This is a genomic window from Bartonella sp. ML70XJBT (assembly GCF_028618425.1).
Taxonomy (GTDB): Bacteria; Pseudomonadota; Alphaproteobacteria; order Rhizobiales; family Rhizobiaceae; genus Bartonella.
Genome location: NZ_JAQISX010000002.1, coordinates 74,960 through 101,253, shown reverse-complemented (window position 1 = coordinate 101,253; position 26,294 = coordinate 74,960). Strand labels below are relative to the sequence as shown.

Annotated in this window: 28 protein-coding genes, 4 tRNA genes and 5 pseudogenes; 15 read left to right on the top strand and 22 right to left on the bottom strand. The window is 37.0% G+C overall.

Annotated elements, in window-relative coordinates; all coding sequences use genetic code 11:
• Positions 1–36: 36 nt before the first annotated feature.
• From nuoE to PVV65_RS01295, 6 genes are all read right to left on the bottom strand, one after another.
• Positions 37–693, bottom strand: coding sequence for an NADH-quinone oxidoreductase subunit NuoE (gene nuoE / locus PVV65_RS01320; RefSeq protein WP_273788915.1), 657 nt, complete (start codon positions 691–693; stop codon positions 37–39).
• Positions 693–1,883: an NADH-quinone oxidoreductase subunit D gene (locus PVV65_RS01315; RefSeq protein WP_273788914.1), complete on the bottom strand. Its 1,191-nt coding sequence runs from the start codon at positions 1,881–1,883 to the stop codon at positions 693–695. The genes nuoE and PVV65_RS01315 overlap by 1 nt, the downstream gene beginning before the upstream one ends.
• 119 nt (positions 1,884–2,002) lie before the next feature.
• The gene (locus PVV65_RS01310) at positions 2,003–2,611 is read right to left on the bottom strand and encodes an NADH-quinone oxidoreductase subunit C (RefSeq protein WP_273788984.1); all 609 of its coding nucleotides are present in this window, start codon (positions 2,609–2,611) and stop codon (positions 2,003–2,005) included.
• 16 nt (positions 2,612–2,627) lie between these two features.
• Positions 2,628–3,209 (bottom strand): NADH-quinone oxidoreductase subunit B family protein, encoded by a 582-nt coding sequence (locus tag PVV65_RS01305; protein WP_273788913.1) that lies wholly within the window; start codon positions 3,207–3,209, stop codon positions 2,628–2,630.
• Entirely contained in the window at positions 3,200–3,565 is a 366-nt protein-coding gene (locus tag PVV65_RS01300) for an NADH-quinone oxidoreductase subunit A (RefSeq protein WP_273754215.1), read from the bottom strand. The genes PVV65_RS01305 and PVV65_RS01300 overlap by 10 nt, the downstream gene beginning before the upstream one ends.
• A 297-nt stretch (positions 3,566–3,862) precedes the next feature.
• Positions 3,863–3,939, bottom strand: a tRNA-Asp gene (locus tag PVV65_RS01295).
• Between the two features lie 172 nt (positions 3,940–4,111).
• On the opposite strand from PVV65_RS01295, the gene PVV65_RS01290 reads away from it, so the two are divergent.
• Positions 4,112–4,187 (top strand) — tRNA-Val (locus PVV65_RS01290).
• 129 nt (positions 4,188–4,316) lie between these two features.
• Here the strand turns inward: PVV65_RS01290 and PVV65_RS01285 are convergent.
• From PVV65_RS01285 to PVV65_RS01255, 6 genes and pseudogenes are all read right to left on the bottom strand, one after another.
• Positions 4,317–4,571 (bottom strand): hypothetical protein, encoded by a 255-nt coding sequence (locus PVV65_RS01285; protein WP_273754216.1) that lies wholly within the window; start codon positions 4,569–4,571, stop codon positions 4,317–4,319.
• Positions 4,572–4,580: 9 nt separating this feature from the next.
• Positions 4,581–4,811 carry a hypothetical protein gene (locus tag PVV65_RS01280; protein WP_273788912.1) on the bottom strand — a complete coding sequence of 77 codons (231 nt, stop codon included), beginning with the start codon at positions 4,809–4,811 and terminating at the stop codon, positions 4,581–4,583.
• Positions 4,812–4,927: 116 nt separating this feature from the next.
• Positions 4,928–5,132, bottom strand: a pseudogene (locus PVV65_RS01270) (hypothetical protein).
• A gap of 11 nt (positions 5,133–5,143) precedes the next feature.
• Positions 5,144–6,018 (bottom strand): annotated as a pseudogene (locus PVV65_RS01265) (YdaU family protein); the annotation flags it as partial.
• Positions 6,011–6,478: a crossover junction endodeoxyribonuclease RuvC gene (locus PVV65_RS01260; RefSeq protein WP_273788909.1), complete on the bottom strand. Its 468-nt coding sequence runs from the start codon at positions 6,476–6,478 to the stop codon at positions 6,011–6,013. The pseudogene PVV65_RS01265 and the gene PVV65_RS01260, both read right to left, overlap by 8 nt.
• Positions 6,479–7,385: 907 nt before the next feature.
• Positions 7,386–7,592: a DNA-binding transcriptional regulator gene (locus PVV65_RS01255; RefSeq protein WP_273788908.1), complete on the bottom strand. Its 207-nt coding sequence runs from the start codon at positions 7,590–7,592 to the stop codon at positions 7,386–7,388.
• An 87-nt stretch (positions 7,593–7,679) separates the two neighbouring features.
• On the opposite strand from PVV65_RS01255, the gene PVV65_RS01250 reads away from it, so the two are divergent.
• From PVV65_RS01250 to PVV65_RS01230, 5 genes and pseudogenes are all read left to right on the top strand, one after another.
• Complete coding sequence (locus PVV65_RS01250; RefSeq protein ID WP_005773900.1) at positions 7,680–8,033, top strand: helix-turn-helix domain-containing protein; 354 nt, start codon at positions 7,680–7,682, stop codon at positions 8,031–8,033.
• 272 nt (positions 8,034–8,305) lie between these two features.
• Positions 8,306–8,682: pseudogene (locus tag PVV65_RS01245) on the top strand (hypothetical protein).
• Between the two features lie 65 nt (positions 8,683–8,747).
• Positions 8,748–9,499, top strand: a pseudogene (locus PVV65_RS01240) (antA/AntB antirepressor family protein).
• 12 nt (positions 9,500–9,511) lie between these two features.
• Positions 9,512–9,673: a hypothetical protein gene (locus PVV65_RS01235; protein ID WP_273788992.1), complete on the top strand. Its 162-nt coding sequence runs from the start codon at positions 9,512–9,514 to the stop codon at positions 9,671–9,673.
• 70 nt (positions 9,674–9,743) lie between these two features.
• Positions 9,744–10,479: pseudogene (locus PVV65_RS01230) on the top strand (tyrosine-type recombinase/integrase); the annotation flags it as partial.
• 54 nt (positions 10,480–10,533) lie between these two features.
• Here PVV65_RS01230 and PVV65_RS01225 read toward each other — a convergent pair.
• From PVV65_RS01225 to PVV65_RS01195, 7 genes are all read right to left on the bottom strand, one after another.
• Entirely contained in the window at positions 10,534–10,833 is a 300-nt protein-coding gene (locus PVV65_RS01225) for a HigA family addiction module antitoxin (RefSeq protein ID WP_273788907.1), read from the bottom strand.
• A 15-nt stretch (positions 10,834–10,848) separates the two neighbouring features.
• Positions 10,849–11,130, bottom strand: a complete 282-nt coding sequence (locus PVV65_RS01220; RefSeq protein WP_273788906.1) for a type II toxin-antitoxin system RelE/ParE family toxin — start codon at positions 11,128–11,130, stop codon at positions 10,849–10,851.
• Between the two features lie 389 nt (positions 11,131–11,519).
• Positions 11,520–11,596 (bottom strand) — tRNA-Arg (locus PVV65_RS01215).
• 46 nt (positions 11,597–11,642) lie between these two features.
• On the bottom strand, positions 11,643–11,948 hold the full coding sequence (locus PVV65_RS01210) for an ETC complex I subunit (protein WP_273754224.1): 306 nt from the start codon (positions 11,946–11,948) through the stop codon (positions 11,643–11,645).
• 89 nt (positions 11,949–12,037) lie between these two features.
• Positions 12,038–12,114 (bottom strand) — tRNA-Pro (locus tag PVV65_RS01205).
• 715 nt (positions 12,115–12,829) lie between these two features.
• Positions 12,830–13,519, bottom strand: coding sequence for a DnaA regulatory inactivator HdaA (hdaA, locus tag PVV65_RS01200; RefSeq protein WP_273788905.1), 690 nt, complete (start codon positions 13,517–13,519; stop codon positions 12,830–12,832).
• Complete coding sequence (locus PVV65_RS01195) at positions 13,516–14,727, bottom strand: AI-2E family transporter (RefSeq protein ID WP_273788904.1); 1,212 nt, start codon at positions 14,725–14,727, stop codon at positions 13,516–13,518. The genes hdaA and PVV65_RS01195 overlap by 4 nt, the downstream gene beginning before the upstream one ends.
• Positions 14,728–14,886: 159 nt before the next feature.
• Here PVV65_RS01195 and purM point away from each other — a divergent pair, with 159 nt between their 5' ends.
• Both purM and purN read left to right on the top strand, forming a co-directional pair.
• Positions 14,887–15,966, top strand: a complete 1,080-nt coding sequence (gene purM / locus PVV65_RS01190; protein ID WP_273788903.1) for a phosphoribosylformylglycinamidine cyclo-ligase — start codon at positions 14,887–14,889, stop codon at positions 15,964–15,966.
• Entirely contained in the window at positions 15,963–16,574 is a 612-nt protein-coding gene (gene purN, locus PVV65_RS01185; protein WP_273788902.1) for a phosphoribosylglycinamide formyltransferase, read from the top strand. Before purM ends, purN begins: the two co-directional genes overlap by 4 nt.
• A gap of 275 nt (positions 16,575–16,849) precedes the next feature.
• On the opposite strand, the gene PVV65_RS01180 is transcribed toward purN, so the two are convergent.
• Positions 16,850–19,387 (bottom strand): response regulator, encoded by a 2,538-nt coding sequence (locus PVV65_RS01180; RefSeq protein ID WP_273788901.1) that lies wholly within the window; start codon positions 19,385–19,387, stop codon positions 16,850–16,852.
• Positions 19,388–19,600: 213 nt separating this feature from the next.
• Between PVV65_RS01180 and PVV65_RS01175 the strand changes: the two genes are divergently transcribed.
• Entirely contained in the window at positions 19,601–20,077 is a 477-nt protein-coding gene (locus PVV65_RS01175) for a flagellar biosynthetic protein FliO (RefSeq protein WP_273754231.1), read from the top strand.
• Between the two features lie 60 nt (positions 20,078–20,137).
• On the opposite strand, the gene dksA is transcribed toward PVV65_RS01175, so the two are convergent.
• Both dksA and PVV65_RS01165 read right to left on the bottom strand, forming a co-directional pair.
• Complete coding sequence (dksA, locus tag PVV65_RS01170) at positions 20,138–20,554, bottom strand: RNA polymerase-binding protein DksA (RefSeq protein WP_273788900.1); 417 nt, start codon at positions 20,552–20,554, stop codon at positions 20,138–20,140.
• Between the two features lie 306 nt (positions 20,555–20,860).
• Complete coding sequence (locus PVV65_RS01165) at positions 20,861–21,394, bottom strand: flavin reductase (RefSeq protein WP_273754233.1); 534 nt, start codon at positions 21,392–21,394, stop codon at positions 20,861–20,863.
• 143 nt (positions 21,395–21,537) lie between these two features.
• On the opposite strand from PVV65_RS01165, the gene rpe reads away from it, so the two are divergent.
• The 6 genes from rpe to purQ all read left to right on the top strand — a co-directional run bounded on the left by rpe (position 21,538) and on the right by purQ (position 26,126).
• Positions 21,538–22,212, top strand: coding sequence for a ribulose-phosphate 3-epimerase (gene rpe, locus PVV65_RS01160; RefSeq protein WP_273754234.1), 675 nt, complete (start codon positions 21,538–21,540; stop codon positions 22,210–22,212).
• A 10-nt stretch (positions 22,213–22,222) separates the two neighbouring features.
• Entirely contained in the window at positions 22,223–23,530 is a 1,308-nt protein-coding gene (gene purB / locus PVV65_RS01155) for an adenylosuccinate lyase (RefSeq protein ID WP_273788899.1), read from the top strand.
• A 75-nt stretch (positions 23,531–23,605) separates the two neighbouring features.
• Positions 23,606–24,154, top strand: coding sequence for an alpha/beta hydrolase (locus PVV65_RS01150; protein ID WP_273788898.1), 549 nt, complete (start codon positions 23,606–23,608; stop codon positions 24,152–24,154).
• Between the two features lie 196 nt (positions 24,155–24,350).
• Positions 24,351–25,115: a phosphoribosylaminoimidazolesuccinocarboxamide synthase gene (purC, locus tag PVV65_RS01145; RefSeq protein ID WP_273788897.1), complete on the top strand. Its 765-nt coding sequence runs from the start codon at positions 24,351–24,353 to the stop codon at positions 25,113–25,115.
• 88 nt (positions 25,116–25,203) lie between these two features.
• Complete coding sequence (gene purS, locus PVV65_RS01140) at positions 25,204–25,443, top strand: phosphoribosylformylglycinamidine synthase subunit PurS (RefSeq protein WP_273788896.1); 240 nt, start codon at positions 25,204–25,206, stop codon at positions 25,441–25,443.
• An 11-nt stretch (positions 25,444–25,454) separates the two neighbouring features.
• The gene (purQ, locus tag PVV65_RS01135; RefSeq protein WP_273788895.1) at positions 25,455–26,126 is read left to right on the top strand and encodes a phosphoribosylformylglycinamidine synthase subunit PurQ; all 672 of its coding nucleotides are present in this window, start codon (positions 25,455–25,457) and stop codon (positions 26,124–26,126) included.
• The last annotated feature ends 168 nt before the right edge of the window (positions 26,127–26,294 follow it).

Here is a 26,294-nt window from a genome sequence, read left to right as displayed (position 1 = left end):
CTTTTCAAAAAAATATCTCACTCACCCCCCATTCCTTTATGATCCTTTTTTCTTTGAAGATTTGAGAGATTTCCTTTTTTCTTCATCCTCAAGAAGAGAGGTTAAACCACTAATCGGCTCCGATGATTGACGACTGTTTTGTGGACCAACCGTTATTTCAGAACCTTTTCCCGCTTCAAATGCATCAATAATTTCTTCAAGACGCTCAGCTGTAAGATCTTCATAAGTATCCTTGAAAATCATAACCATGGGAGCATTAACACAAGCGCCAAGACACTCTACCTCTTCCCATGATAATGTTCCATCCGGATTAGTAACGAAAGGATCATGATGAATTTTTTTCTGACAAACTTTAATCAATTCATCAGATCCACGTAACATACAGGGAGTTGTACCACACACTTGAATATGTGCTTTTGTCCCTACAGGTTTAAGTTGAAACTGAGTATAAAAAGTTGCAACCTCTAGAACTCGAATATAAGCCATAGAAAGAATTTGGGCAATATGCTCAATTGCAGCACGCGTAACCCAACCATCTTGCTCTTGTGCACGCATGAGTAATGGAATAACAGCAGACTGCTCGCGCCCTACAGGATATTTCTCTATGGTATTCTTCACCCATATCTGATTTTCCTTTGTAAAAGAAAACTCTGCGGGCTGTGAGATATCATCTGCAAGACGGCGCACGGACATTAGCGATCAACCTCCCCAAAAACAATATCAATTGAACCCAAAATAGCGGTAGCATCCGCCAACATATGCCCTCTGGTTAAAAAGTCCATAGCCTGAAGATGAGCAAACCCAGGAGCACGCAACTTGACACGATAAGGCTTATTGGTTCCATCAGAAACAAGATAAACTCCAAACTCACCCTTTGGAGCTTCCACAGCAGCATATACCTCACCAGGAGGCGTATGAAAACCTTCTGTATAAAGTTTAAAATGATGAATAAGCGCTTCCATCGAACTTTTCATTTCGCTTCGCTTTGGGGGTACAATTTTACGATCTAAACTCGAAACTGGTCCATTTTTTTCAGTACTAAGCAAACGATTCACGCATTGGCGCATAATTTTTGCTGATTGCCGCATCTCTTCCATACGAATCAAATAACGGTCATAACAATCACTATTCTTACCTACAGGAATATCAAATTCCATTTCATCATAACACTCATAAGGTTGGCTCTTACGCAAATCCCATGCTACACCGGCTCCACGAATCATAACCCCAGAAAAACCACGCGCCCAAGCCTCATCAATACTCACCACACCAATATCTACATTACGCTGTTTGAAAATCCGATTTGGTGTTATAAGTGCATCAAGCTTACCAAGAGCAATAAGAAACGGATCAATAAAATTACCAATATCCTCAATTAAGGATTCTGGTAAGTCTTGATGCACACCACCGGGGCGAAAATAATTGGCATGAAGACGTGCCCCGCACGCACGTTCATAAAAAATCATCAATCTTTCACGTTGTTCAAATCCCCAAAGTGGTGGAGTCAAAGCACCAACATCCATCGCCTGTGTCGTTACGTTAAGCAAATGATTAAGAATACGTCCAATTTCAGAAAACAAAACACGTATTAATTGCCCTCGCTTTGGAACTTTAACCCCTAATAATTTTTCAATAGCAAGTACAAAAGCATGCTCTTGATTCATAGGAGCAACATAATCTAAACGATCCAGATAAGGACCAGCTTGAAGATATGTTTTTGTTTCCATTAATTTTTCAGTACCGCGATGCAATAATCCAATATGCGGATCTACACGCTCAACAACTTCACCGTCCAATTCCAAAACCATGCGCAAAACGCCATGCGCTGCAGGATGCTGCGGACCAAAATTGATATTAAAGTTTCGAACATTGACCTCAGCCACAATCAACCCCTTGCTTTTTAAAAAACTTCATATCAAACGTTAACAAAAACTCTCATTATACCTAAAACTGGTATTTTTAAAGACCTACACCCTAACCTAAAGATTTATCAGCCCCCATATCATTTCTTGACATCTCCTTTTTCATCACATGGCAAAACATATTGTGCTCCTTCCCAAGGAGAAAGAAAGTCGAAACTGCGCATCTCTTGTCGCAAAACAACAGGCTCATAAATCACTCTCTTTGCTTCATTATCATAACGACATTCAACAAATCCAGTTACGGGAAAATCTTTACGTAAAGGATGCCCTTCAAATCCATAATCCGTTAAAATCCGCCTTAAATCGGGATGCCCTGAAAATAAAACCCCGTACATATCGTACGTCTCACGCTCATACCACTCTGCTCCAGGATAAATAGAACACGCAGAAGCAACTGGAGTATTTTCATCTGTACGAACCTTAACACGTAAACGTAAATTCTCACGAGGAGACAATAATTGATAAGAGACATCAAAACGCTTATCGCGAGATGGGTAATCAACTCCACTAATATCTGTAATATTAATAAACTGACAGCGAGAATCATCACGAACAAACATTAACACATCTGTAATTGCATCAAGACGCGATATAATCGTTAATTCACCAAATGCAAGAATGGTTTCTTCAAGCTTATCGCCTAATTTGTCTTTCAAATAGTTAGAAAGTTCAACCAATGTTTCATTCATCATAATAATGAAACCCCTATCGCTCTATGGAACCTGTACGACGAATTTTTTTCTGCAGCAATAATATACCGTACAGCAACGCTTCCGCTGTAGGAGGACACCCTGGAACATAAATATCCACAGGCACAATACGATCACACCCACGTACAACTGAATAAGAATAATGGTAATACCCACCACCGTTAGCACACGATCCCATAGAGATCACATAACGCGGCTCCGGCATTTGATCATAGACTTTTCTTAGAGCTGGTGCCATCTTATTTGTTAGAGTACCTGCAACTACCATCACATCTGATTGGCGGGGCGAAGCGCGTGGGGCATATCCAAAGCGCTCATTATCATAGTGAGGCATGGAACACTGCATCATTTCGACAGCACAACAAGCTAAGCCAAAACTCATCCACATGAGAGAACCAGTGCGCGCCCAAGTAATCAAAGCATCGGCTGAGGTAACTAAAAAACCCTTATCTGATAATTCCGCATTAATATCACGAAAAAACTTATCATCTGATCCTATCAATTCACCGGTATTGGGATCGATGATTCCCTTTGGTTTTGGAGCTGTAATCGTTGAATTATTAGATATTAATTCCATTCAAGCGCTCCTTTTTTCCATTCATATATAAATCCAATAGTCAAAATCGCTAAAAACACAATCATAGACCAAAAGCCAAATATACCTATCGATTCGAATGAAACGGCCCAAGGAAAAAGAAAAGCAACTTCAAGATCAAAAATAATAAACAAAATTGAAACCAAATAGAAACGAATATCAAACTTCATGCGTGCATCACTAAATGAATTAAATCCACATTCATAAGCCGATAACTTTTCAGGATCGGGAGAACGGTATGCTACAATGTACGGTGTAATCAACAAAACCCCAGCAATAACTGCTGAGACAATAATAAAAATCAAAACTGGTAGATAAGAGCTCAATAAATAAGCCATAACCCTCTTCCATCGTAACAAAATACCAGAACTTAACACAATGACTCGATATTGCGAGGTCAAACAGATAAATTCAAATAATCGCTCTATTCATTCTACTCATAATGCTTAAAAGGTATACAGAGCGATACTTTTCTTATCGGCATAGGTAACGCAGAGCAACGAAAGACGCAAGCCCTATTCTTATAAACCATGTAAAAAGGAAGAAAAAACATATCCCCCAAAAAGTAGACACTTCACTACCTAATCCATAGCACATGAATATCTTAAAAAGAAATCCCATAAGGAAACAAGAAATGGCGCGAGTGACGGGGCTCGAACCCGCGACCTCCGGCGTGACAGGCCAGCACTCTAACCAACTGAGCTACACCCGCGCATTCTTTACACCAACTTATTCTTGGTACAAGCGGTCGTGTAAGGGGTTCACACGTTTATGTCAAGAAGGATTATGCATTTTTTTAAAAAATTATCAAATACCATCTTTATTCTTGCGTTTAGAAAATTTTTTCCTTAAAGAGGACCCATCCAATTGCTGATCATTGCATTGGGCGATTAGCTCAGCTGGTAGAGCGCCTCGTTTACACCGAGGATGTCGGGAGTTCGAGTCTCTCATCGCCCACCATATGCTTTCACCTTTTATGTAACTTATTTATTTTTCATATGTTTTTTAGGGTTAGGGGAGCTAGAATAAAGGTGAGGGAATAGGATTTTGCAACATGCCTCTCAATTATTGCGAATCAGAACTTCTTTTCTAGGTATTTTTTATGAGAACTTTAGAATAAAAAATCTTACGATATTTCTCTTTTCCTAAATTAAGAGGAAAACTAGTATCATAATTTTTGGCTTTATTTTTTCTACTATAATGATGACTACCTAGAAGAAGATCATTTAAAATTTCTTGCCATTGAAGATTCGTTCCTGATGTTAAGAGGCTCTCCTGTGCTAAGCTTGTATCACCATTATGATGAGTTTTTAAAAATCTAATTCTATTAGGAATATCAAACATAAATCTTCCTTAACTCTTCGTGAGCCACTTTTTAAAGTGTGAGAAGCTATTTTCTATGGCATCGATGAAACGGGACAAATCCATTACAAAGATAAAGATAATGAAGGTAATCCACTTCATAATGCCTGACATCATCTTTAAGCCTTGATAGGTTTCTATCATCTCGTGAAGCAGCCGTCGTTCTGTTTCCGAAAGGTTTTTTCCCCGCTTACTTTGATTGCTACTCATTTTGCCACCCACATAAGCGTGCTCCCTGTTGATTATGCTTTAAAATATCTCTTGCTAAATTGGGACTGAGAGCGTTCAGATCTTGCTTGTCTAAATAAATGGGCAACCAACCAACACAAGAAACAGACCTATTGGCCGCGCATCCAACGAGACAAAGCAGCACGCACACCAGCATCACTTTTTTGATTAATTTCATTTTCTACCTCAAGGCGTGTTCTCGCTTTCTTTAATGCTGTCTCTGTTTGTTTTTGCCGCTCGCTTTTCTTGCCAAGCTGAAAAGCTTTGCCTAAAATCATAAAAAAAAATGGCTAAAGCCGCTAACAGAAGAGACAGATTTCTTTACGGATAAGGTTACGGATTGCCTCTCCGATACCACCACGAGTTCTTTGATCTTTTGAAAAGTTTCCATTGTTTCCACCATTGTTGTTTGTGTTTTTTGTTTTTTCTAAATCATCAATCGCCTTGCGTACCCAGTTACGCCATTGTTGCTTGCCAATCGATTTTGATTCATTTGCACCGGCTTTTGAACGCCAGTAGTCACGAAATTTTGCCATTTCGACTTTGATACGCTCTGGAGGCAAGCCCTCTGCAAGTGCAAAATCATAATTGGGTTCAAAATCAGCAGACAATCGACAACCTCGATCAGTATTAACCTGCTTGGCTTTTTTCGGAACGTTTTCTTGCTCGTGAATGGGAGGTTGGGGTTCTGATGATGTTGTGTTTTGTTCTGATTGGCTTTGGAGGGTATCAACCTCTGTTGGCTCTTGAACCAAATCGTTTGTTTCTAAATTTTCAGAATTAATTTCTTTTTTTGCTAAAATGATAGTTTTAGTTTTTTTATATATATTCTTATTCTGGTTCTTTATAGCTTGATTTTGCTTGCACACCTTTTTACCAGCTTCACTACGAACTTGCGATATGTTGTCTTTTTTATCAGCAAAATCGTTCAGCTCTTCTTCAACGCGCGTATTCCACAATCCATTATCTGTCTCAACAAGTTTATCATTCCTCATTAGTATTCGACAATAGCTGCAAATTTTTTCTGCGAACAATTGCAAGCGCGTGCAAGCGTTTCAAAATCTGTTTTAAGTGGTGCTTTTTTTTCATACATGAGAACGAGAAGCGTCATATAAGCGCCCCTTTGCTCCAATGTCATTCCATTTGTACCACTTATCCAGTCATACAAATAAAATCTTACCCATGGCATACCATTAGACATGTGTACCCCCTTCTTTCTTTAAATATAAAATTGCCAAAGCATCTGCTTCATTATCATCTTTAGGCGCGTGCCCTTTTGCACACACCGCTTTAATCATTTCTCCTTTTGAAGCATTACCCTTCCCCGTTGTCGCTTTCTTAATCGTACCAACTGGAATGCCTTCGTACGGTATCTGATGATGTTCACACCAAGCCGTTAAAGTTGCTAGAAAGCCACCGTAAACATACGCTGCATCAGTCCCCACATGCCGGCGTACTTTTTCAAAATACACCGCGTCAATTTCATCAACAGACCTCTTTAGTTCAGAAAGCCATTTCTTAAAGCGCAGATAACGCATACCACCGCCTTCAAAACGGCGTGATTGAAAATGTTTTGTATCGCTTGTTATGTGACCATCAGCACCACATATAGCCCAGCCAGTCTTAGTACCTAGATCAAGACAGAGAATCGTGTTAGTCATTTTAATGTTCCATTAGTTATTTTTGAAATGAGGGGGGGAAATGTTAACGATATTTGAATACTTTTCTACAATATCTCTCGCTGCTACTGCTATTCATGCTAGTGTTTCAGTTTGGACAGATATGAAAACGCAAACAACAATCTCTAGGGCCTAAATTACAAATTAATTATACAAAAACGCTAGCAAATGTACCTTACGATTCAAATGAAAATCCCACATTCAAAGTAGATTTAACCTTCTACAATCCCACAAAACAAGCAATTAAGATAAATAATATCTGGCTAGATCCCCAAAATCCGTTTCAATTTGTTGAAGCTCTCTATCCCAGTCCAAATCACAAAATTATTAAAGAACAAAGCGTCAATATCCCTATAAAACCTAAACACATCAACTTAATAGATCCTCAGTTAAAACCGGAACCAGAGAGTACATTTGACCTGTTTAATGTAGAGAGTAAGAAGGAACTTACAATTTTATTGACTATTCAAGCTATGCAACCAGATATAGTAAATCCTATAAATATTATTGTAGAACATACTTCCTCTAACTATCCCAATAAAACACTTAAAGCTTTTTATTGCATTGGCTTTTTTCGTTTTTCAGAGACACAAAGATTGAATTTTTGGGCTAAGATATCCAAGACAGAACGCACTCTATATCGTTCCCTCACTCGCGATGAATAAAAGATTAAATAAAGAGTTATACACTAAAAACAAGCTGTAAGGTCTAAGTCTTTAGTTATCTTATTTTCTTCTCCTATCTGTTATTATACCAATGAAAAAATACAATAATATTCAAAACAATAATCGATATGGACAGTAATGATATTGGTAAACCGTAATCCATCTTTATTTCCTTTCTTCATATTGAGGTTGTACCATCTTATTTTGTTCACACGGCTTTTCACTCAAACTGAAACCGTTGACAAAAGAAGACGTTGGAGGTGATTGTTTATTCCATAACGCTTCGAGAAGATATGCAACGGCTCCCCTTGAAGGAACACCATATTTTCCCAACGCCATACTGTTGATTTGTTGACGCCTAACCGTTCTGCCATTTCTTTCAGAGTTAAATTCAGATTTTTACGTAACTGTTTTACTGCTATTTTTCCCATAAAAAATGATATGCATTATGACTACTTAAAAGTCAAGTCGAAATGCATACCAATTATATGCAATATGAATATATTAAGGAGATAAAAATGCTTAGTAACACGATAGACCAATCTGCTAGATTAATAAAAGCACGTTTAGCGCGTGGTTTTAGGAGTGCAAAAGAAGCAGCTAGATATTTTGGCTGGAACTACTCTAGCTATATACAGCACGAACAAGGATTAAGAGGAATATCACGGGCATCTGCAAAATATGCAAAAGCATTTAGAATTAGTGAAGGGTGGTTATTAACCGGAGAGGGAGACGGTCCCTCCTTTCCAATCCCCGCGACAAAACAAACCGTTGATGAGCAAATTATTAATCTACTACAAAAAACAACTCAGCCAGATAAAGAAACAATTCTTCACCTTTTAAATCGCCTGCATGCAAAAGAAAAAAAATAAAAGCTTTTTTCTTTCATTACTAAATGTAGAAACCAGCTGCATAATTTTGTTATCTAATTCTATATCACTTTTTATTGTTTTCATAACCATTCACTTTCTCCTTTCATGAGAATCGTCATTTAGAAAAAATCTTCTTACAAGATTTTTATATCGTTAAAAATAAAATATACATAATGCATATTTTATTGTTGATATGTATGCATTATGCGTATTATATATATTCCATAAACCACGCACAAACAATTGCCAAGAGGCGTTAGGGAGGAAAAATTATGGAAAATCCAATTCTTATAAATTCTGATGAAATTTTATTAGTTGTCTATAATGATGATGATCAAAACATTGCAGAGTCTGGACCACTTGATGAAAGCCAAATTCTAAGCATTGTTGATGAGGGAGATGATGCAATCCAAATCTTTCGTATAAATCCTTCTGAGAATAGTTGTGAAGACATTTCTGAAGATATCGCGGAATTTTATCTTAGAGAAAGTGAAGAACAGTGTTTCAACGAAAACATATCTCACGACTTTATTTTACACAGCACAGCATACGGTTTTTTTTAGACGATATAAAACAGCGTGAATATGACGATGCAATGTACGGTTCTTACGAACAACAACACCGTTTGCGTACTTGTGATGTGCTTTAAATTCTGAAGGGCGCATTTAAAAGCGCCCCTTTCATTCATCAAGTCCCGTCAATATGAGGTTCGTAATGGAAAAGCCTATTGCTATCCAACAAAATACAATCAAACACGAAACCGTTCAAACGGTCAACGCACGTGAATTGCATGCATTTTTGGAAGTTAATTCCAATTTTAGAGATTGGATTAAAAATCGTATTAAAGAATATAATTTCCAAGAAAATCAAGATTTTATAATTTTCGCTAAAATTTTAGCGAAATCCTTAAGAGGGCGTCCAAGCATGGAATACCACCTTACCTTAGACATGGCAAAAAAACTTTCCATGTTAGAGCGTAACGAAAAAGGTAAAGAAGCCCGTCAATATTTCATTGAATGCGAGCGGCGTGTAAAACAATTCCCTCAATTAAATCTTGCAAACGCTCTAGAAAACCCTCTCTTTGTAAAAAAAAACTGCTTTTAGAAAGCGTCACACAATTAGAGACCTTAAAAAGTGAAGTGAGTACCCTTAAACCAAAAGCCATGGCACTTGAAAGTTTACAGCGTCATAATGGACTCTTCGGTCTTACAGAAGCCGCGAAAATCCTCGAGATGCAACCAAAACAATTCATTCAATTCTTACAGCAAAAAGGTTGGGTTTATAGACGTGCAGCAGGTGGAAATTTACTTCCTTATCAAGACAAAATCCAAAAGCAACTGATGGACTGTCCAACCATCACACTTCAAACCGCTAGTGGAATAGAAGAAGTCATTCCTTGCGCAAAAATCACAGCAAAAGGAATTGGTGTGCTGTCACAAGAGCTTAAAAGACAAAGCATGCATTAAGAGGCTGTCACTATGGAAAAGAAATACGAACTGACTGATGAGACAATTTGGATATACGGAAATAAGTTAACTTATCGTATCCGTGCATTGAGAGATTTTGCTTATATCAAAGCAGGTACCTTAGGTGATTTTATTGAAAAGGAAAGAAACTTATCACATGATGGCAATTGCTGAATATATGATAATAATGCTGCTGTTTATGATGATGCTGTAGTTTATGATAATGCAGAGTTTTTTTGGGAATGCTAAGATTTTTGGTGATCGCTCATATAAAAGTATAGAAAAACAACATATTCTTGATGCTGTAGACAGAAGGCGTGATACTCCCGCAGCAGCAAGACACTTTTTAACTTCTCTAAACGGTCTTTTTAATTGGGCGGTTGATAATGCTCTTTTAAATAGAAACCCCGCTTTTAATATAAAAGCACCAAAATCTTTAAACAGAGAGGGATTACTACCATGGCTAGAAGAGGACATAGACAGATATTATCACCATTGCTCCCATGGTACACATGAACGTGTATGGATTGACGTCCTTTTGTATACCGGCTTGCGTCGTGGTGATGCAGTTCGTATCGGCTGGAAAGATGTCAAAGATAATATCATCCATCTTAAAACAGAAAAGAGCCAATTTAAAACAGACGTTTTTTTACCAATTTTACCTGAATTAGCAGAAACTCTTAAAATTGGTCCTATTGGTAATGAAACATTCATCTGCGGAAAAAATGGAAATAAACTCGTAAAAGAAAGTTTTGGCAATCTATTTCGTAAGGCGTGTAATGCGGCGGGTATTAAAAAATCAGCCCATGGATTGCGAAAATTAGCTGCAACACGTGCCGCCAATGCTGGTGCTACAGTTTCACAAATGAAAGCGCTTTTTTTGGGGCTGGACAGAAGATAAAATGGCATCCCTTTATACCAAAACAGCCGATAGTAAACGCCTTGCAATAGAAGCAATTAAAAAACTTCAAAAAAACTAAGGCAATGGATAGCAACTACAAATAAAGCAAAGCATCATAAAATTATGAATAAAATCAAATATTTGTTTGATTATCATCAGAAACTAGAGGAGAAATAGGTGGTTGTGCTTGTTGCATTGTTTGCCATAAATTATAGTTTGTTTGCATATCTAACCAAAATTTTGCTTTACTAAAACCAGCCAACTCTAATTTAACTGCAAGCTCGGTACTCATAGAAGCATGTCCGTTAATCACTCTTGAGAGAGAAGCTCTTGTCATATGGAGGTGATCAGCTAATTTTTGTATTGATAGCCCCATTTCTTCTAAGAAAGCTACTTTTAAAACTTCACCCGGATGTGCAGGATTATGCATCATTTTTTATTCCTTTCATCAATGGTAATCTTGATAATCAACAAGCTCCACATCTGTTCCTATAAAGCGAAAAGTAACACGCCAATTTCCATTCACCCATATGGAATAGTATCCTGTAAGTTCACCTTTAAGAGGATGCATTTTAAAGGCAGGTGCTTTCAACATTTCAGGCGTCGTAGCACTTGTTAAAGCTGTCAAGATAACGCGTAATTTTTTTACGTGATCTGGTCGAATCGCTTTTGTGGAACCTGTTGTATAAAATAATTTTAAGCCCTTATGTTTGAAACTCACAATTGCCATTACCACCCCTTATCGTATATCATAACTATACGATTAATAAAAATAAGAGTCAAGTTCTATACGACCAAATTTAGTTTCATATTTGGATAAAATGATTGAAAATAATCTATAAAAAGGTTCGGGATAGACAGAAAAACAAGCTAATAAAATCAATAACCATAAAATTCCCTAACCTTTATATAAATTATTGATTTTATATAAATATAGCATTCCCCCCATCACAGCTTAAAGCACTTCTAGGCTGAATAGAAAACAGCATGGCATCATTTTATACACAAACAACCAATAAAAAACATGAAAAGACTCAGGGGGGGACAGAAAATAAATTAATAGAATGAAAGGAAAACTCTTGAATACTTCTATCTATTATCTATTAATTTTCTTAAATATGGTGATCCCGACAGGATTCGAACCTGTGACCCACGGCTTAGAAGGCCGTTGCTCTATCCAGCTGAGCTACGGGACCAAACACCCAACTGATTATTTTCCCAATCTAAAATAGCATCTCTAACTTAATGTGTCCAAGATTGCTGCCGATTACTGCGAAAATTATCAGAATAAGAAACGGCACGCCGAATCGACATATGTGTTTTTTCTACACGATAAGGGATAGCATTCTTGCGTGCAAAAGCAATGGCTTCTTCCTTTCTATTAAATTGGATTCTTACCTGACTATTCATATCAGATGTCGCTGTGTAACCCATAAGAGGCTCTAGCATTTTTGCTTTTATCGGCTCATACTGTAGAATCCAAAAGCCTGTATTCCCCTTACCTGACTGCATAGCTGTTTTAGCAGGACTATAAATACGTGCGACCATGCCTCTTCCCTTCAGATTATACAATATTTTAATGATTGTTTTTCACCACACGTACCCAATTGGTTCATCCTCATACACCTCATCAAATATGGTCGGAGCGATAGGATTCGAACCTACGACCCCCTGATCCCAAATCAGGTGCGCTACCAGACTGCGCTACGCTCCGCTATTTAACATCTATTTGATGCACATTTCCTAAAATTTTCACAATAGAAGTGCAAGAGAAAAAACGTACTTTTTTTCAATTTTGTTGCATTTCTTTACAAAAAAGAATGTTTTTAAATTTTTTTCTCCTCAATAACACATTTATTCGCAAAAATAGAATCCGTACAAAAATCTAACCGATGTAAAAAATAATGCACCTCTTATAAGGGTTTCATAATTTTATTCTGCTTTAAGGAAACTATCCACTGTATCAGAACACATTCTACAGATAGAGTTTAAAAAACGACTTAGATATTACAAAAAAAATTCCTAAAGAAAATATAATATTTCCACTGTACTTACTATAAAATCCATCTCTATTAAGCATTTTTCTCCCTTTTCTATTCTTCCAAAGATGAAAAAACTCTCGCTTTTCCTATAATTCAAGTCCATAAACAATAAACATTTTTTCAAACTATAAAAATTTTTATGATAAATAGAATAAGGGGCTCTTTTTAGAAACATTTTCAAATGCAAAAATATATAGCTTGTAAAAGTGATGAAAAAAAATACTCATCCAATAAAATCTCAAAGCCATTTCTTGCACGCATGAAAAAGTAAAAATAATATCCTTTACTTTTAACAGATATTAAAAGCAGAAAACTTAAATGACGTGTCCTTCCTTATATTCAAACAATAATAAAAGGAAGAACATGTAAAGCCATGATAAGAAGTATTTACGTTTTTTTTCTATTCAAAACTTCGGCAATCACAGCACGCGTTATTTTTCTTTTTCTTTGTAACGCCAATTGATCAACAGAATCAATAACATGTTTCAATGAAAATAAAGAACGTTCACAACGGCTGATAAGATAATAAACTGTATCTGGATGTACAATAAGCTGTCTATCGGAAAAAAGCTTAAAGGCAACAGCTGTTAACAATGCATCATCAGGCTGATTAATTTCAACGAACATCACCGAATTAAGACGACTTTTTAGATCATTTAACTTTAGATTCCAAGTAGAAGGGAGTGTTCGTGCCGTCATCAATAAAGTAGCTTGTCGCGCATCAACATTTGTTTGCTTAACACTGTTAATTAAATGAAAAAGTTCTGTTTCACTAATTTCACCAGAATCAATATCCTCTATTAAAAATGATCTACCTAAAGAAGCCATAGCAACAGCTTGATCAATTTTATTATGCTGAATCCTAAATGCATTTGCTTTTTGCAGCCATATACTCGAAAAGTGCGTTTTTCCAGCTCCTTCTTTTCCAACCAAAACGGCAATAGGTAAGCGCCAATTGGGCCAATGATCAATAAGCTGAAAAGCCATACGATTGCTATCCGTCACGACTAAATCATCAAATTGAAAAATCGGTTCATAAGGAAAATTTAAAGATAATTGCGTTTCTCGCCCATTCATTTTAGCGTCTCCGACTTTCCACTTCGCGAATACATCTGAGAACTAAGATAAGTATGTAGGGCAAAACGAACTAAAACACCCACAGCCGCCGCTGCAGGAACAGCAACAAGCATACCAGTAAAACCAAAGAGTGAAGAAAAAGCAAAAAGCGAAAACATCAACCACACGGGATGTAATCCCACTGATGAACCAACAAGTTTTGGTTGAAGAATATAACCTTCAATAAACTGACCAATTAAAAAAAGTACCATCACAATAATGATTCCCCCCCAATTATTGGGATAAAACTGGACCCATGCAATCCCAACAGAAAGGAGAAAACCACTCATTGTTCCGATATAAGGAATAAAGCTAATAAGGCCAATAAACATACCAACCAAAAGACCAAAATTGAGCCCTGCAATCGTTAAACCAATAGCATAATAGCCCCCCAATATGAGGCAAACGGTTCCTTGTCCACGAACAAAGCCTGCTATAGCTCTGTCCATTTCATGAAAAATACTTCGAACGGTTTCAAGATGATCACGCGGTATTAACGAATCAATTGCTGTCACCATACGTGGCCAATCTAATAACATATAAAATGTTACCACAGGTGCCACAACAAATAGACTAACGATATTAACGATAGACTTTCCTGATTTCAAAAGTGAATTCAAAAGAGATGTAATAAAATCAGAACCTTCTCCTAAAAGCCCTTTAATATTACTCCGTAATTCATTTGGATCACTTCCAAAATAGTGCCTTATCCAATCAAAATCATGTTCAACAAAAAAGGTTTGAATACGATTAATATAAACAGGTAAGCCATCACTCACAAATTGCTGTATTTGCGAACTAATAATAGGAATCAGAATAACTAAAGCAGCAACAAAGATAATAACAATAAATAAGGTAATGAGGACAGTACCAAAAACACGACGAATACCAAACTTTTCAAGCAATTGAACAATGGGATTAAGAAAATAAGCCAACACAATTCCTGCTACAAAAGGAAGCAAAATTGATCCAAAAACGAACATAAAAAGAATAAAAAAAATCAGCGCTCCCAGCCAAAAAAAGATTTGTCTTTTCATATTATTCGGCAAAGGTAATTGCGTATATGCAGGCACATAAGTCTTATAACGGTTACGGGATGTGTTCTCACTCCCTTTCTTTTTCATAAGTTCCCACGAAGACTGTCCATGATTATCTGATATCTTGCTCATAAAATATCCTAAAAAAAATTCTTCACAAAAATTATAAACATCTTCAAAATAAGGTACAAGTAAAGTTGCTTATTTTCTTTCCAATATCTCTTGCAGAGAAAACTCTATCATGGCATTGAATAACATTAAAACCTGATTTTCCACTAAAGGAAGGCTCCAATGAGCAATCAAGATCTTACAAATAATAATCTTACCTACGCAAAAGCCGGTGTAAACATCGATATGGGTAATGCTATGGTAGAAAAAATTAAACCCTTTATACGTGCGACAAAACGAGCCGGAGCAGATGCAGAAATTGGTGGTTTTGGTGGCCTTTTTGATTTAAAAGCAGCCGGGTTTGCAGATCCTATCTTAGTCGCAGCCAATGATGGAGTGGGAACAAAACTAAAAATTGCCATTGAAGGTGGACACCATAATACTGTTGGTATTGATCTGGTCGCTATGTGTGTCAATGATTTACTTGTACAAGGGGCGGAACCTCTTTTTTTTCTGGATTATTTTGCAACTGGAAAACTTGATCCTGAACAAGGTGCGGCAATTGTTTCTGGCATTGCAGAAGGATGTAAACAAGCCGGTGCTGCTCTTATTGGGGGAGAAACCGCAGAAATGCCAGGCATGTATGCAGAAGGTGATTATGATCTAGCAGGTTTTGCTGTAGGCGCATGTGAACGCAGCATGCTGCTCCCTTCAAAAGACTTGACAGAAGGCGATATTATCCTAGGTCTAAGCGCCTCTGGAATTCATTCCAACGGCTTTTCGCTTGTTCGACGAATCATTCAACAAAGTCATCTCAAATGGAATGACCCTGCCCCTTTTGCCCCCCAAAACAGCCTTGGTACAGCACTCCTGACACCAACACGCATTTACGTGAAATCGCTTCTTCCCATCATGCGAGAATACAAAGGAATTAAAGCTCTAGCGCATATTACGGGTGGAGGCTTTCCTGAAAATATTCCACGTGTCATTCCCTCTTCTCTTTGCGCTGAAATTAATCTTTCTAATATCAATGTTCCCTCCGTATTTTCATGGATTGCCAAACAAGGTAAAATAGAAGAAACAGAAATGTTACGAACATTCAATTGTGGTATTGGCATGATCATTATTGTAGCACAGCATACCGCTGAAACAATTACGCAAGCTCTTGAAAAAAATGGAGAGACTGTGACACCTCTTGGCACTTTAACAAAACGCGAAGATCAAAATAAGGGAATACTTTATAAAGGGGTACTGCATTTATGAAAAAACAAATCGTCGTTTTCATATCTGGTAATGGGTCCAATATGGTCGCCCTTGCCCAAGCAAGCCAACAAAAGGGATATCCTGCTAAAATCGTCGCAGTTATTTGCGATAATCCACGCGCAAATGGTATTGAAAAAGCACAAAATTATAACTTACCTATTCATATTATTGATCGTAAAATCTACAACACAAAAGAAGAGCATGAAGAAGGTATTTTCACGATTTTAGATCAATATAAACCGGATTTTCTCTGCTTTGCGGGGTATATGCGCCTTATCTCATCGCGTTTTGTAAAACTTTATGAGGGACGAATTTTAAATATTCATCCTTCTCTTTTACCTTCATTTAAAGGCTTAAACACACATGAAAGAGTTTTACAAGCAGGCGTAAAAATTACAGGTTGCACTATTCATCTTGTTACAGAAGACATGGATGCTGGAAAAATCCTTGCCCAAGCAGCTGTTCCGGTCTATCCTGATGATACCTCTGAGTGCTTAGCGCAAAGAGTTCTTAAAGCAGAGCATAAACTCTATCCAGAAGCCTTAAAAGCATTTATTGAAGGAAAGAGTGGTATAGCCGATACGCAACAACAACTCTTATCCTTTTAAGGATATTAGCGATCTATAACATTTTTTAACGTTGTAAATAGAGTTTATCTTTAGATCTATAATAAAAAACTTTAAAGTTTACCAGGTGAAGTCTATTTCTTCATAAATTCTTGCGTAGAATGTGCAATCTTTTTTGAGTTTTATTTAAATTTCCAAATCGTTCTTTTTGATTTCGTTTTCTGGACATTACCATGCGCTCTCTATTGATCAAAATACTCTCTATTTTTCTTAAAAAATCTTAAAACATCAATTTTTTTATTGCATCTATTTTTGTGTCATGATGAAAGTGTTTCTTTAACTGTTAGAGCTAACTGTTTGAGTGTAAAAGGTTTAGATAAAAAACCAAAAACAGCATCTTTTGGAAGATTCTTAGCAAAAGCATCTTTTGCATATCCAGAAACGAAAAGAAACTTGATATCAGGATAGTTTTTACGGACTTCCTTCAATAAAGTGGGCCCATCCATTTCTGGCATCACCACATCGGAAACAATAATATCAACAATGCCTTTTTTTTCCTCAAGAATAGAAAGGGCTTCCACCCCACTTGCCGCCTCTAAAACTGTATATCCTCTCATTTGAAGAGCTCTTACCCCCCCCATTCTGACCGCATCCTCATCTTCAACCAATAAAACAGTCGCAGATCCTGTTAAGTCTATATCTTTCTCTTCCTCTTTTTCAATATTTTGAGAAATTTCTCCTTTTATATCTGGGATATAACGGGGTAGAAAAATATGAAATGTTGCTCCTTCTCCCTCTTTACTTTCACAATAAATATACCCACCACTCTGCTTGATTATTCCATAAACCATGGATAAACCAAGGCCTGTTCCTTTTCCAACTTCTTTGGTTGTAAAAAAAGGCTCAAACATTTTTTCTTGTATAGCAGCAGATATCCCAGTTCCTGTATCTGAAATAGTCAATTGCACATATTCACCAATTGCTAAACCAAAATGATTAAATTCAGCACTTTGTTGTTTTGTAACATTGTTTGTAGCAATCGTAACAATACCTCCATCAAACATGGCATCACGCGCATTAATAACCAAATTCATAATCACACGCTGGAAAGATGCCTGATCGACTTCAACGCTCCACAAATCTCTTCCATGGATAATTTTTAGCTGAATATTATTCCCTAAAAGTGGTAAAATCAGATTGCGAATATCTGATAAAAACTCTGTAAAATCAACTTCTTCAGGTCTAAGTGTTTGCTTTCTAGAAAAAGCGAGTAATTGTTGGACAAGAGCAGCTGCACGATTAGCATTATTTTTAATATTGATCAGATCAGCATGAGCAGGATCAGAGCTACGATGCGTATTTAAAAGAAGATCACATGACATTAAAATTGCTGTCAAAACATTATTAAAATCATGAGCAATGCCGCCTGCCAATTGTCCAACAGCTTGCATCTTCTGACTTTGCATCATTTTATCTTCAAGTGTTTTTTGTTCTGTTGTTTCAATGACAGAGATAATAACTAAATCTTGTAGAGTATCACCATGATAGGGTGGTATAGACATCACATGGAGGCGTAAATGGCGCTCTTCATTCTTTTCTAGAACCGTTTCCAAAGAAACAAAATAATTTTTATTGGTCGCAATTTTTTGAAAGGCACGCTCTAACTGTATACAATCACGACGAGAAATAATATCATAAAAATTGATAGTCTTATCCATAGATTCCGTAAGTGATGAAAAAGCATTATTCATGTGAATCAATTGCCCCTCCTGATTTACCACAGCGATTGCAAAAGGACTCGCATCAAAATATTCTTCTAATATGCTCGGTAATTTTGATTGATCATCCTCTTCTTTTTTTATTTGTTGTGGAATAATCACAATACGATAAACGGCTTCCTCCTCTAAGAGAGAAGAAGTAGAAATAAAACAATGAAATATTTTCTCTCCTATCGTCTGTGAATTTAAACATAATGAAAATCTATAAGGTAAAGAGTAACCTGAGTTTTGATATCTGTTGGTTTGTAAACAAATATCACTCCATGAACTCTTAGCGCCAACGCTCTCAAATAATGGATCAAAATGATATTGACCAACCGAAAAATTTGCTAAATCAATAGAGAACCATTCAGCAAAAACCGCATTGGCATAAAGAAGTGTACCTTGTGCATTAATGGATATAAAACCAACAGGAGCTTGATCTAAGTGATTAATCGCCTCTTGAAGGTTAGAGAAAAAAACTTCTCGGGTTTGTTGTAAATGCGAAATATCACTAATGCGCCAAAATAAAAGCTTTTTTTTCTGTTTTGTAATAGGTTGAACAGAGATGTTATACCAAACAGATTTTTTTTGTGTAGAATCGGTAAAAATTGGTTGCTCTACTCTTAACTCTTCTTGTGCTGAAAGATTATTACAGGCTGCAACTTTTAGGCGATAGGAAAGTGCACCAGCTCCTGGAAGATCAGCAATAACCCTATAACAAGACCCTTCAGGCTTATAGGTTAGAATTTTTTGATAGTTTTGATTAGAATAATAAACAAAACCAGAAAGATCAGAGATTACAACTGCATCATCGCCCTTATTAAAGATGTTAAAATCAAAATCCTCATGCTGCCACGATGCGTGGTACCTTAAAATTCCCATTCCACTTAAAATGAGTGTTGCAACACCGATCGTTGCTAGAATCAAAAAAGATGCTACCACAGCCTTTTGCAAATAACTTTGTGGATAAAAAAAATCTAAAATGCCCACAGTGAAAAGGAAAACGAAGATAAAAATAATACCTAAAATCACAACTCTCCGACGCACAGAAAACGAAGACGCTGATCTTTCATTATTCTCAAAATCTTTATCCATCTCTCTTTGCCTTAGATTTAACTGTTTCTTATATCAAGAAACTTCCTTTATATTCATTGTTATAAAATATATACTATGATATCATCTTTCTAAGGAAGCTCACTTAATGTTAAAAAGTTTATTTCTTGTCTTTAAGTGGATCTTTTAAGGGTGTGTTTATAAATTTATCTCAATAAAAAACGGTAGTTTCCATACCATAATGGGAGAAAATCTATGGTTATCTGGTTATCAGACCAAATAGGTGTATCTGCTGCAAACATAACGATAAGTTTTTTGTTTTTTATAATAACAATCATAGCTCTTATGGTAATTATATTGTTTTTACGCCGTTTAAATATGAGAAGGTTCAACACTAATAGAAAAAAAAGTCTATCACGGTTAGCATTATGTGAATCAATTTCTATAGATCGAACACGCCGCCTTGTTTTAGTCCGTTGTGATAATAAAGAACATTTACTCCTTATTGGTGGATTAACAGATATGGTTGTAGAATCCGATATTACCAGCACATCCAGAACAGAAAAGAGAGAAATCCCCCCCCATCCTATTCCCTCTCTTACAGAAGGAAACGATACGCCAGATAAAGTCTCCTCTTCTTTTACGAATCAAGCAGTAAAAGATTCAGCCATCACAGCCGAAATTGAAGGGAGGCAAGAGCCATCTTTGTTTATTCCTACCACTCCAAAATAAAATATACAATTTGATTACTCACGTAACTTCATTCGTTTATCGTTCTCATGATTTTAATCATCAATCATCACGATAAACTTTTTCACGTCGTTCGTGACGCTCTTGTGCTTCCAGTGACAAAACGGCAATCGGCCGAGCCTCAAGACGCTTTATACTAATAGGCTCGCCTGTTTCTTCACAAAAACCATATGTCCCATTATCAATTCGCTCCAAGGCAGCATCTATTTTTGCAATAAGTTTCCTTTGACGATCACGAGCACGTAATTCAATTGTACGATCAGTTTCACAAGATGCCCGATCAGTTAAATCTGGTTGACCAACATTCTCTTCTTGCAAATTTTCCAAAGTCTCACGCACTTCTTTTAAGATATCATTTTTCCAAGAAACCAATTTAGCTCGAAAATACGCCTTCTGACGTTCATTCATAAAAGGCTCATCTTCACTAGGGCGATATTGACCATCAATCTCTTCGCTCATGCAATAAAAAAAACCTCCACATCTGCTCTGTGGGGTCTATATATTGTGCAATACTCCTCAACACAAGAGTAAAATGTTTTTTCATAACAATCTAAAAATATGTTCAAATTTAGCTTTAACTACTTTTTTGTCTAAGTTTGGACTTTTGATCAAAGATCATCCCAAAATCATCTTTCTCATTTATTGAGAAACCTCAAAAGAAGAAAAATTAAAGTTCAGAACCATCCCCCTCCTCCTTCTTCAGTGCACTAAATTTAAATGGAATACCAATGAATCATTTCATCCATGCAAAAAAAATAAAAATCTTTATAAAGGCAAAGTGTGATATCCACGCTTCAAATACATCAAAGCATCTTTTTCTTGACTACGATTGATTGCAACAACTTCACCAATCAATACACAATGGGTTGCATGTTCATGCCAACAAATTAAACGACAGTCAAAAGATGCTAAAGCATCTGAAAGACTAGGTGCCCCTGTTTGCAAAGTTCTCCATTGAGCCATATCAAAACGCTCATTTTGTGTAACATTGCAACGCCTCGAAAAAATATCTGCTAATGGACGATGTTTTCCTGCCAAGCTATTAACACAAAAAATTCCATTCTCCATAAACACATGATTCTTCATATTATGGCGCATGAGACAAACAAGAAGAGTTGGAGGATCATCTGATAAAGAGCAACACGCTGAAACAGTCACCCCACGCTTTCCTTTAATGCCATCTGTTGTCACAATATGCACAGCGCCTGCAAAATGGCTCATAGCATCTCGATATTCTTGCGAAGAAACGGTAATATTATCTTGAAGTTCAGGCTTCAAACATGTTTTATGATTCGACATATCTTTCACTTATCAAACTTTAAAATTTCAAGCGATCTTTGTATAAAAAAATCTATAATACGTATTTTTCTTTTTCGTCATAACACAAAAGATATTTGTGTATACACAGCGACATGATAAAACAGCCAATCAAGGAGATTTTTATGCCCCATTCTCATCTCATTTCACCTTCGCTCTTGGCGTCTGATTTTTCTAAACTTGGGCAAGAAATATTAGATGTTGTTGATGCTGGTGCAGATTGGCTCCATCTCGATATTATGGATGGACACTTTGTTCCTAATATCACCTTTGGCCCTGAAATCGTCAAGGCTCTGCGTCCATTAACTAAAGCAATATTTGATGTCCACTTGATGATTAAACCGGTTGATCCTTATTTGGAAGCTTTTGCAAAAGCGGGTGCAGATATTATAACCATTCATGCTGAAGCAAGTCCCCATATTCATCGTTCACTCCAAACAATCAAAGCAATGGGTAAAAAAGCAGGCGTTGCACTCAATCCAAGCACTCCTGAACATGTCCTTGAATATTTGCTTGATCAATTAGATCTCATCCTCATCATGACAGTCAATCCCGGCTTTGGTGGACAAAATTTTATTCCAGAAATAAAAGATAAAATTAAGCGCGTTAAAAGTATGATTGCAAACCGCCCTATTGATCTTGAAGTTGATGGTGGTATCACCGTTGATACAATTGGAATAACTGCAAAAGCTGGTGCAAATGTATTTGTCGCAGGCTCTGCAATTTATAAAAACGGAAACAAAGAGCTTTACAAAACACGCATGAGTGCATTACGCCAAGCCGCACTTCTCTCACAATAAGGAAAAAATAATGATCGCACGTTATTCCCGCCCTGAAATGGTAGCAATTTGGTCCCCCGAAACGAAATATCGTATTTGGTTTGAAATTGAAGCCCATGCCTGTGATGCTCTTGCTCAACTGGGAGTTATTCCGAAAGAAGCCGCTAAAGTCATTTGGGAAAAAGGAGAGTCCGCTGAATTTGATGTCAATCGTATTGATGAAATTGAAGCCATTACCAAACATGATGTTATTGCTTTTTTAACCCACCTTGCTGAATTCATTGGACCCGAAGCACGTTTTATCCACCAAGGCATGACATCATCTGATGTTCTTGATACAACGCTGAGCATTCAATTGATGCGGGCGAGTGATATCTTGCTCAAGGATATAGACCAACTTCTTGAAGCCTTAAAAAGACGTGCTTTTGAACATAAAGAAACTATCACTATTGGGCGAAGTCATGGCATTCATGCTGAACCAACAACATTTGGAGTCAAATTCGCTCTCGCATACGCTGAATTTTTCCGTTGTCGCAAACGCCTTCTTGCAGCACGCGAAGAAATTTCTACTTGTGCGATTTCAGGCGCTGTAGGAACTTTTGCCAATATCGATCCACGCGTTGAAGAATACGTTGCAAAAGCCTTGAGAATGCGTGCTGAACCCGTTTCCACCCAAGTTATACCACGGGATCGTCATGCGATGTTTTTTGCAACACTTGGTGTTATTGCGTCCTCTATTGAAAGGTTAGCAATAGAAATACGCCATTTACAGCGAACAGAAGTTCTCGAAGCAGAGGAACATTTCTCACCAGGGCAAAAAGGCTCATCAGCAATGCCTCATAAACGCAATCCAGTTTTAACAGAAAATTTAACGGGATTAGCCCGGATGGTTCGAGCATTTACACTCCCTGCTATGGAAAATGTAGCACTTTGGCATGAACGCGATATTTCTCATTCATCTGTTGAGCGTTACATTGGCCCTGATGCAACGATTACACTTGATTTTGCTCTTTCTCGCCTCACATCCGTCATTGAAAATTTAATTGTCTATCCAGAAAATATGCAAAAAAATCTCAATAAATTTCGAGGTCTTGTTCACTCACAACGAGTACTTTTGGCACTCACACAAGCAGGAATCAGCCGCGAAGATTCGTATCGGATTGTACAACGAAATGCGATGAAGGTTTGGGAACAAGGAAAAGATTTTTTAGAAGAACTGCTCAACGACAAAGATGTTAGCAAAGTTTTAAGTGAGGCAGAGCTTCGAGAAAAATTTGATCTTTCTTACCACACCAAACATATCAACACGATTTTTAAACGTGTTTTTGAACAGCAGTAGAACAACAATATAGAAAGCCCGAAGCTATTCCCTCTATGATCAAAAAAACTATTGTAACAAAGAAAATAATAATTCATGAAAGCAAATCAACTCGATATTCTTATTATTCCTGGCTACAAAGGATCTGGTTCTGATCATTGGCAAACACGTTGGGAAAAAAAACTGTCGACAGCCCGCCGTGTAGAGCAAGCCCATTGGTCAAAACCTGTTTGTGACGAGTGGGTTAATGAAGTTAAAACCGCCATTGCACAAGCTCAAAGGCCCGTTATGATTATTGCTCATTCATTAGGTGTTCCTACCGCACTTCAAGCAACTGTACAAAATGCAGAAAAAATTTGTGGCGCTTTCTTTGTGGCGCCTCCCGATGTCGCTAATGAAAAAATACGTCCCAAACATTTAATGACATTTGGCCCTTATCATCGTCAAAAGTTACCTTTTCCTTCTATTATCATAGCCAGCCGCAACGATGAATTTTGTCAATTTTCAGTAGCAGAAAAAATCGCCCATGACTGGGGTTCACTCCTTGTTGATGCTGGCTATTCTGGCCATATTAACGCCGAATCTGGACACGGACCTTGGCCAGAAGGGCTTATGGTTCTTTCTCAATTTCTTGCAAAAATCTGATCCAAAACTTACAAAAATTTGATCCCAAAGAAGGTATCCTTTTTCTCATTGCTCTGTATCTCTATCTTTAGGTCAATGTGTACCATGACAAAAATTATAAAAGTATCATAGCAATATCATTGAGAATTTCGATCAATTAGGATAGTATCACTTGCTAATGTTATTAAAAACCTCTCAAGATAAATAGAGAATTATTATGAATCGTCGCCACCGTATTTATGAAGGCAAGGCCAAAATTTTGTATGAAGGACCTGAACCAGGAACGTATATTCAGTTTTTTAAAGATGATGCCACGGCCTTTAATGCAAAAAAACATGAAATTATCGACGGAAAAGGGGTTTTAAATAACCGGATTTCGGAACATATCTTTAGCCATCTTGGACGTTTGGGTATCCCAACACATTTCATCAAACGCATAAATATGCGCGAACAGCTTATTAAAGCGGTGGAAATTATTCCATTGGAAGTTGTTGTTCGCAATGTCGCGGCTGGCTCTCTTGCAAAACGTTTAGGACTAGAAGAAGGGACCCCACTACCGCAGTCTATCATTGAGTTCTACTATAAAAATGATTCTCTCGATGATCCGATGGTGACAGAAGAACATATCACTGCTTTTGGGTGGGCTGTCCCACAAGAGCTAGAAGATATCATGCAACTTTCAATTCGTATTAATGATTTTCTTTCTGGGCTTTTTGCCGGTGTCAATATCCAGTTAATTGATTTAAAAATGGAGTTTGGCCGCCTGTGGCAAGATGAAACAATGCGCATTGTTCTTGCTGATGAAATTTCACCTGATTCTGCACGACTATGGGATATGCAAACACGAGAAAAGATGGATAAAGACCGTTTTCGTCGTGATATGGGAGGACTTATTAATGCCTATCAAGAGGTTGCCAAACGCCTTGGTATTATGAATGAAAATGAACCAACTCGGCCAAGTGGTCCTGTCTTGGTAAAATAAGAAAACGAATCAAGGTAAAATAATTACCCCCTTCTATCAATACACTTCTCTTCAAAGAAAAGGGTCTTTTAAAAACAGGAAGCAAAAAATGAAAGCACGCATTACAGTTACTTTAAAAGAAAGCGTCCTTGATCCACAAGGAGAAGCAATCGTCGGTGCTTTAAAAACTTTAGCTTTCGAAGGTATTCACTCCATTCGTCAAGGAAAAGTTTTTGATATTGTTCTTGATGATCAACTACCTGAAATAGCAAAGAAAAAACTTGAGAAGATGTGTGAAGAATTACTCGCAAATACTGTCATTGAAAATTATACTATCGAACTTCTGTAAGTGGAACACCCATGAAAACTGCCATCATTCAACTTCCTGGATTAAATCGCGACCGAGATATGATTGCAGCAGTGCATCATATAACAGGAGTTGAGCCGTTAAAAATTTGGCAAACAGAAACAACAATTCCAGATGTAGATGTTATTATTATTCCAGGTGGTTTTTCTTATGGCGACTATTTGCGATGTGGGGCTATTGGAGCGCGAACCCCCATCTTAAAAGCTATTCGTGAAAAAGCACAAAAAGGGATTACGATAATAGGTGTTTGTAATGGATTTCAAATTTTGTTGGAAGCTGGATTATTACCGGGAACTTTAATGCGTAACGCTTCCTTAAAATTTGTTTGTCGTAAAGTCAAACTTGAAGTCGTTAACGCCAAGACAAAATTTTCTCGATATTATTCTAAAGGACAAATTATTCGTTGTCCTGTTGCCCACCACGATGGAAATTACTTTGCTGATAGCGAAACATTAAAACAGATGGAAGATCATGAACAAATTGTTTTTCGCTATGCAGAAAATACAAACCCTAACGGCTCAATAAAAGATATTGCTGGTATTGTTAATAAAGCTGGTAATATTCTTGGTATGATGCCGCATCCTGAAAACTTTATTGAACCTGCTCATGGAGGGATTGACGGTCGCTTACTTTTTCAAAGTGCTTTAGAATTAGTCAATAGGTGATGCTAAAAAAATCCTTGTACTCAATAACTAAAAAAAACAAAGGTCTATATCATTTCTCGTGCTGTAAATTTATAAACAGAAATTCTATACAAATAACAATGGATATTATACTCTCAAAACATAATCATTTAAGATTGTTTTTGGTCTTGAAACCCATCCAACCTAACG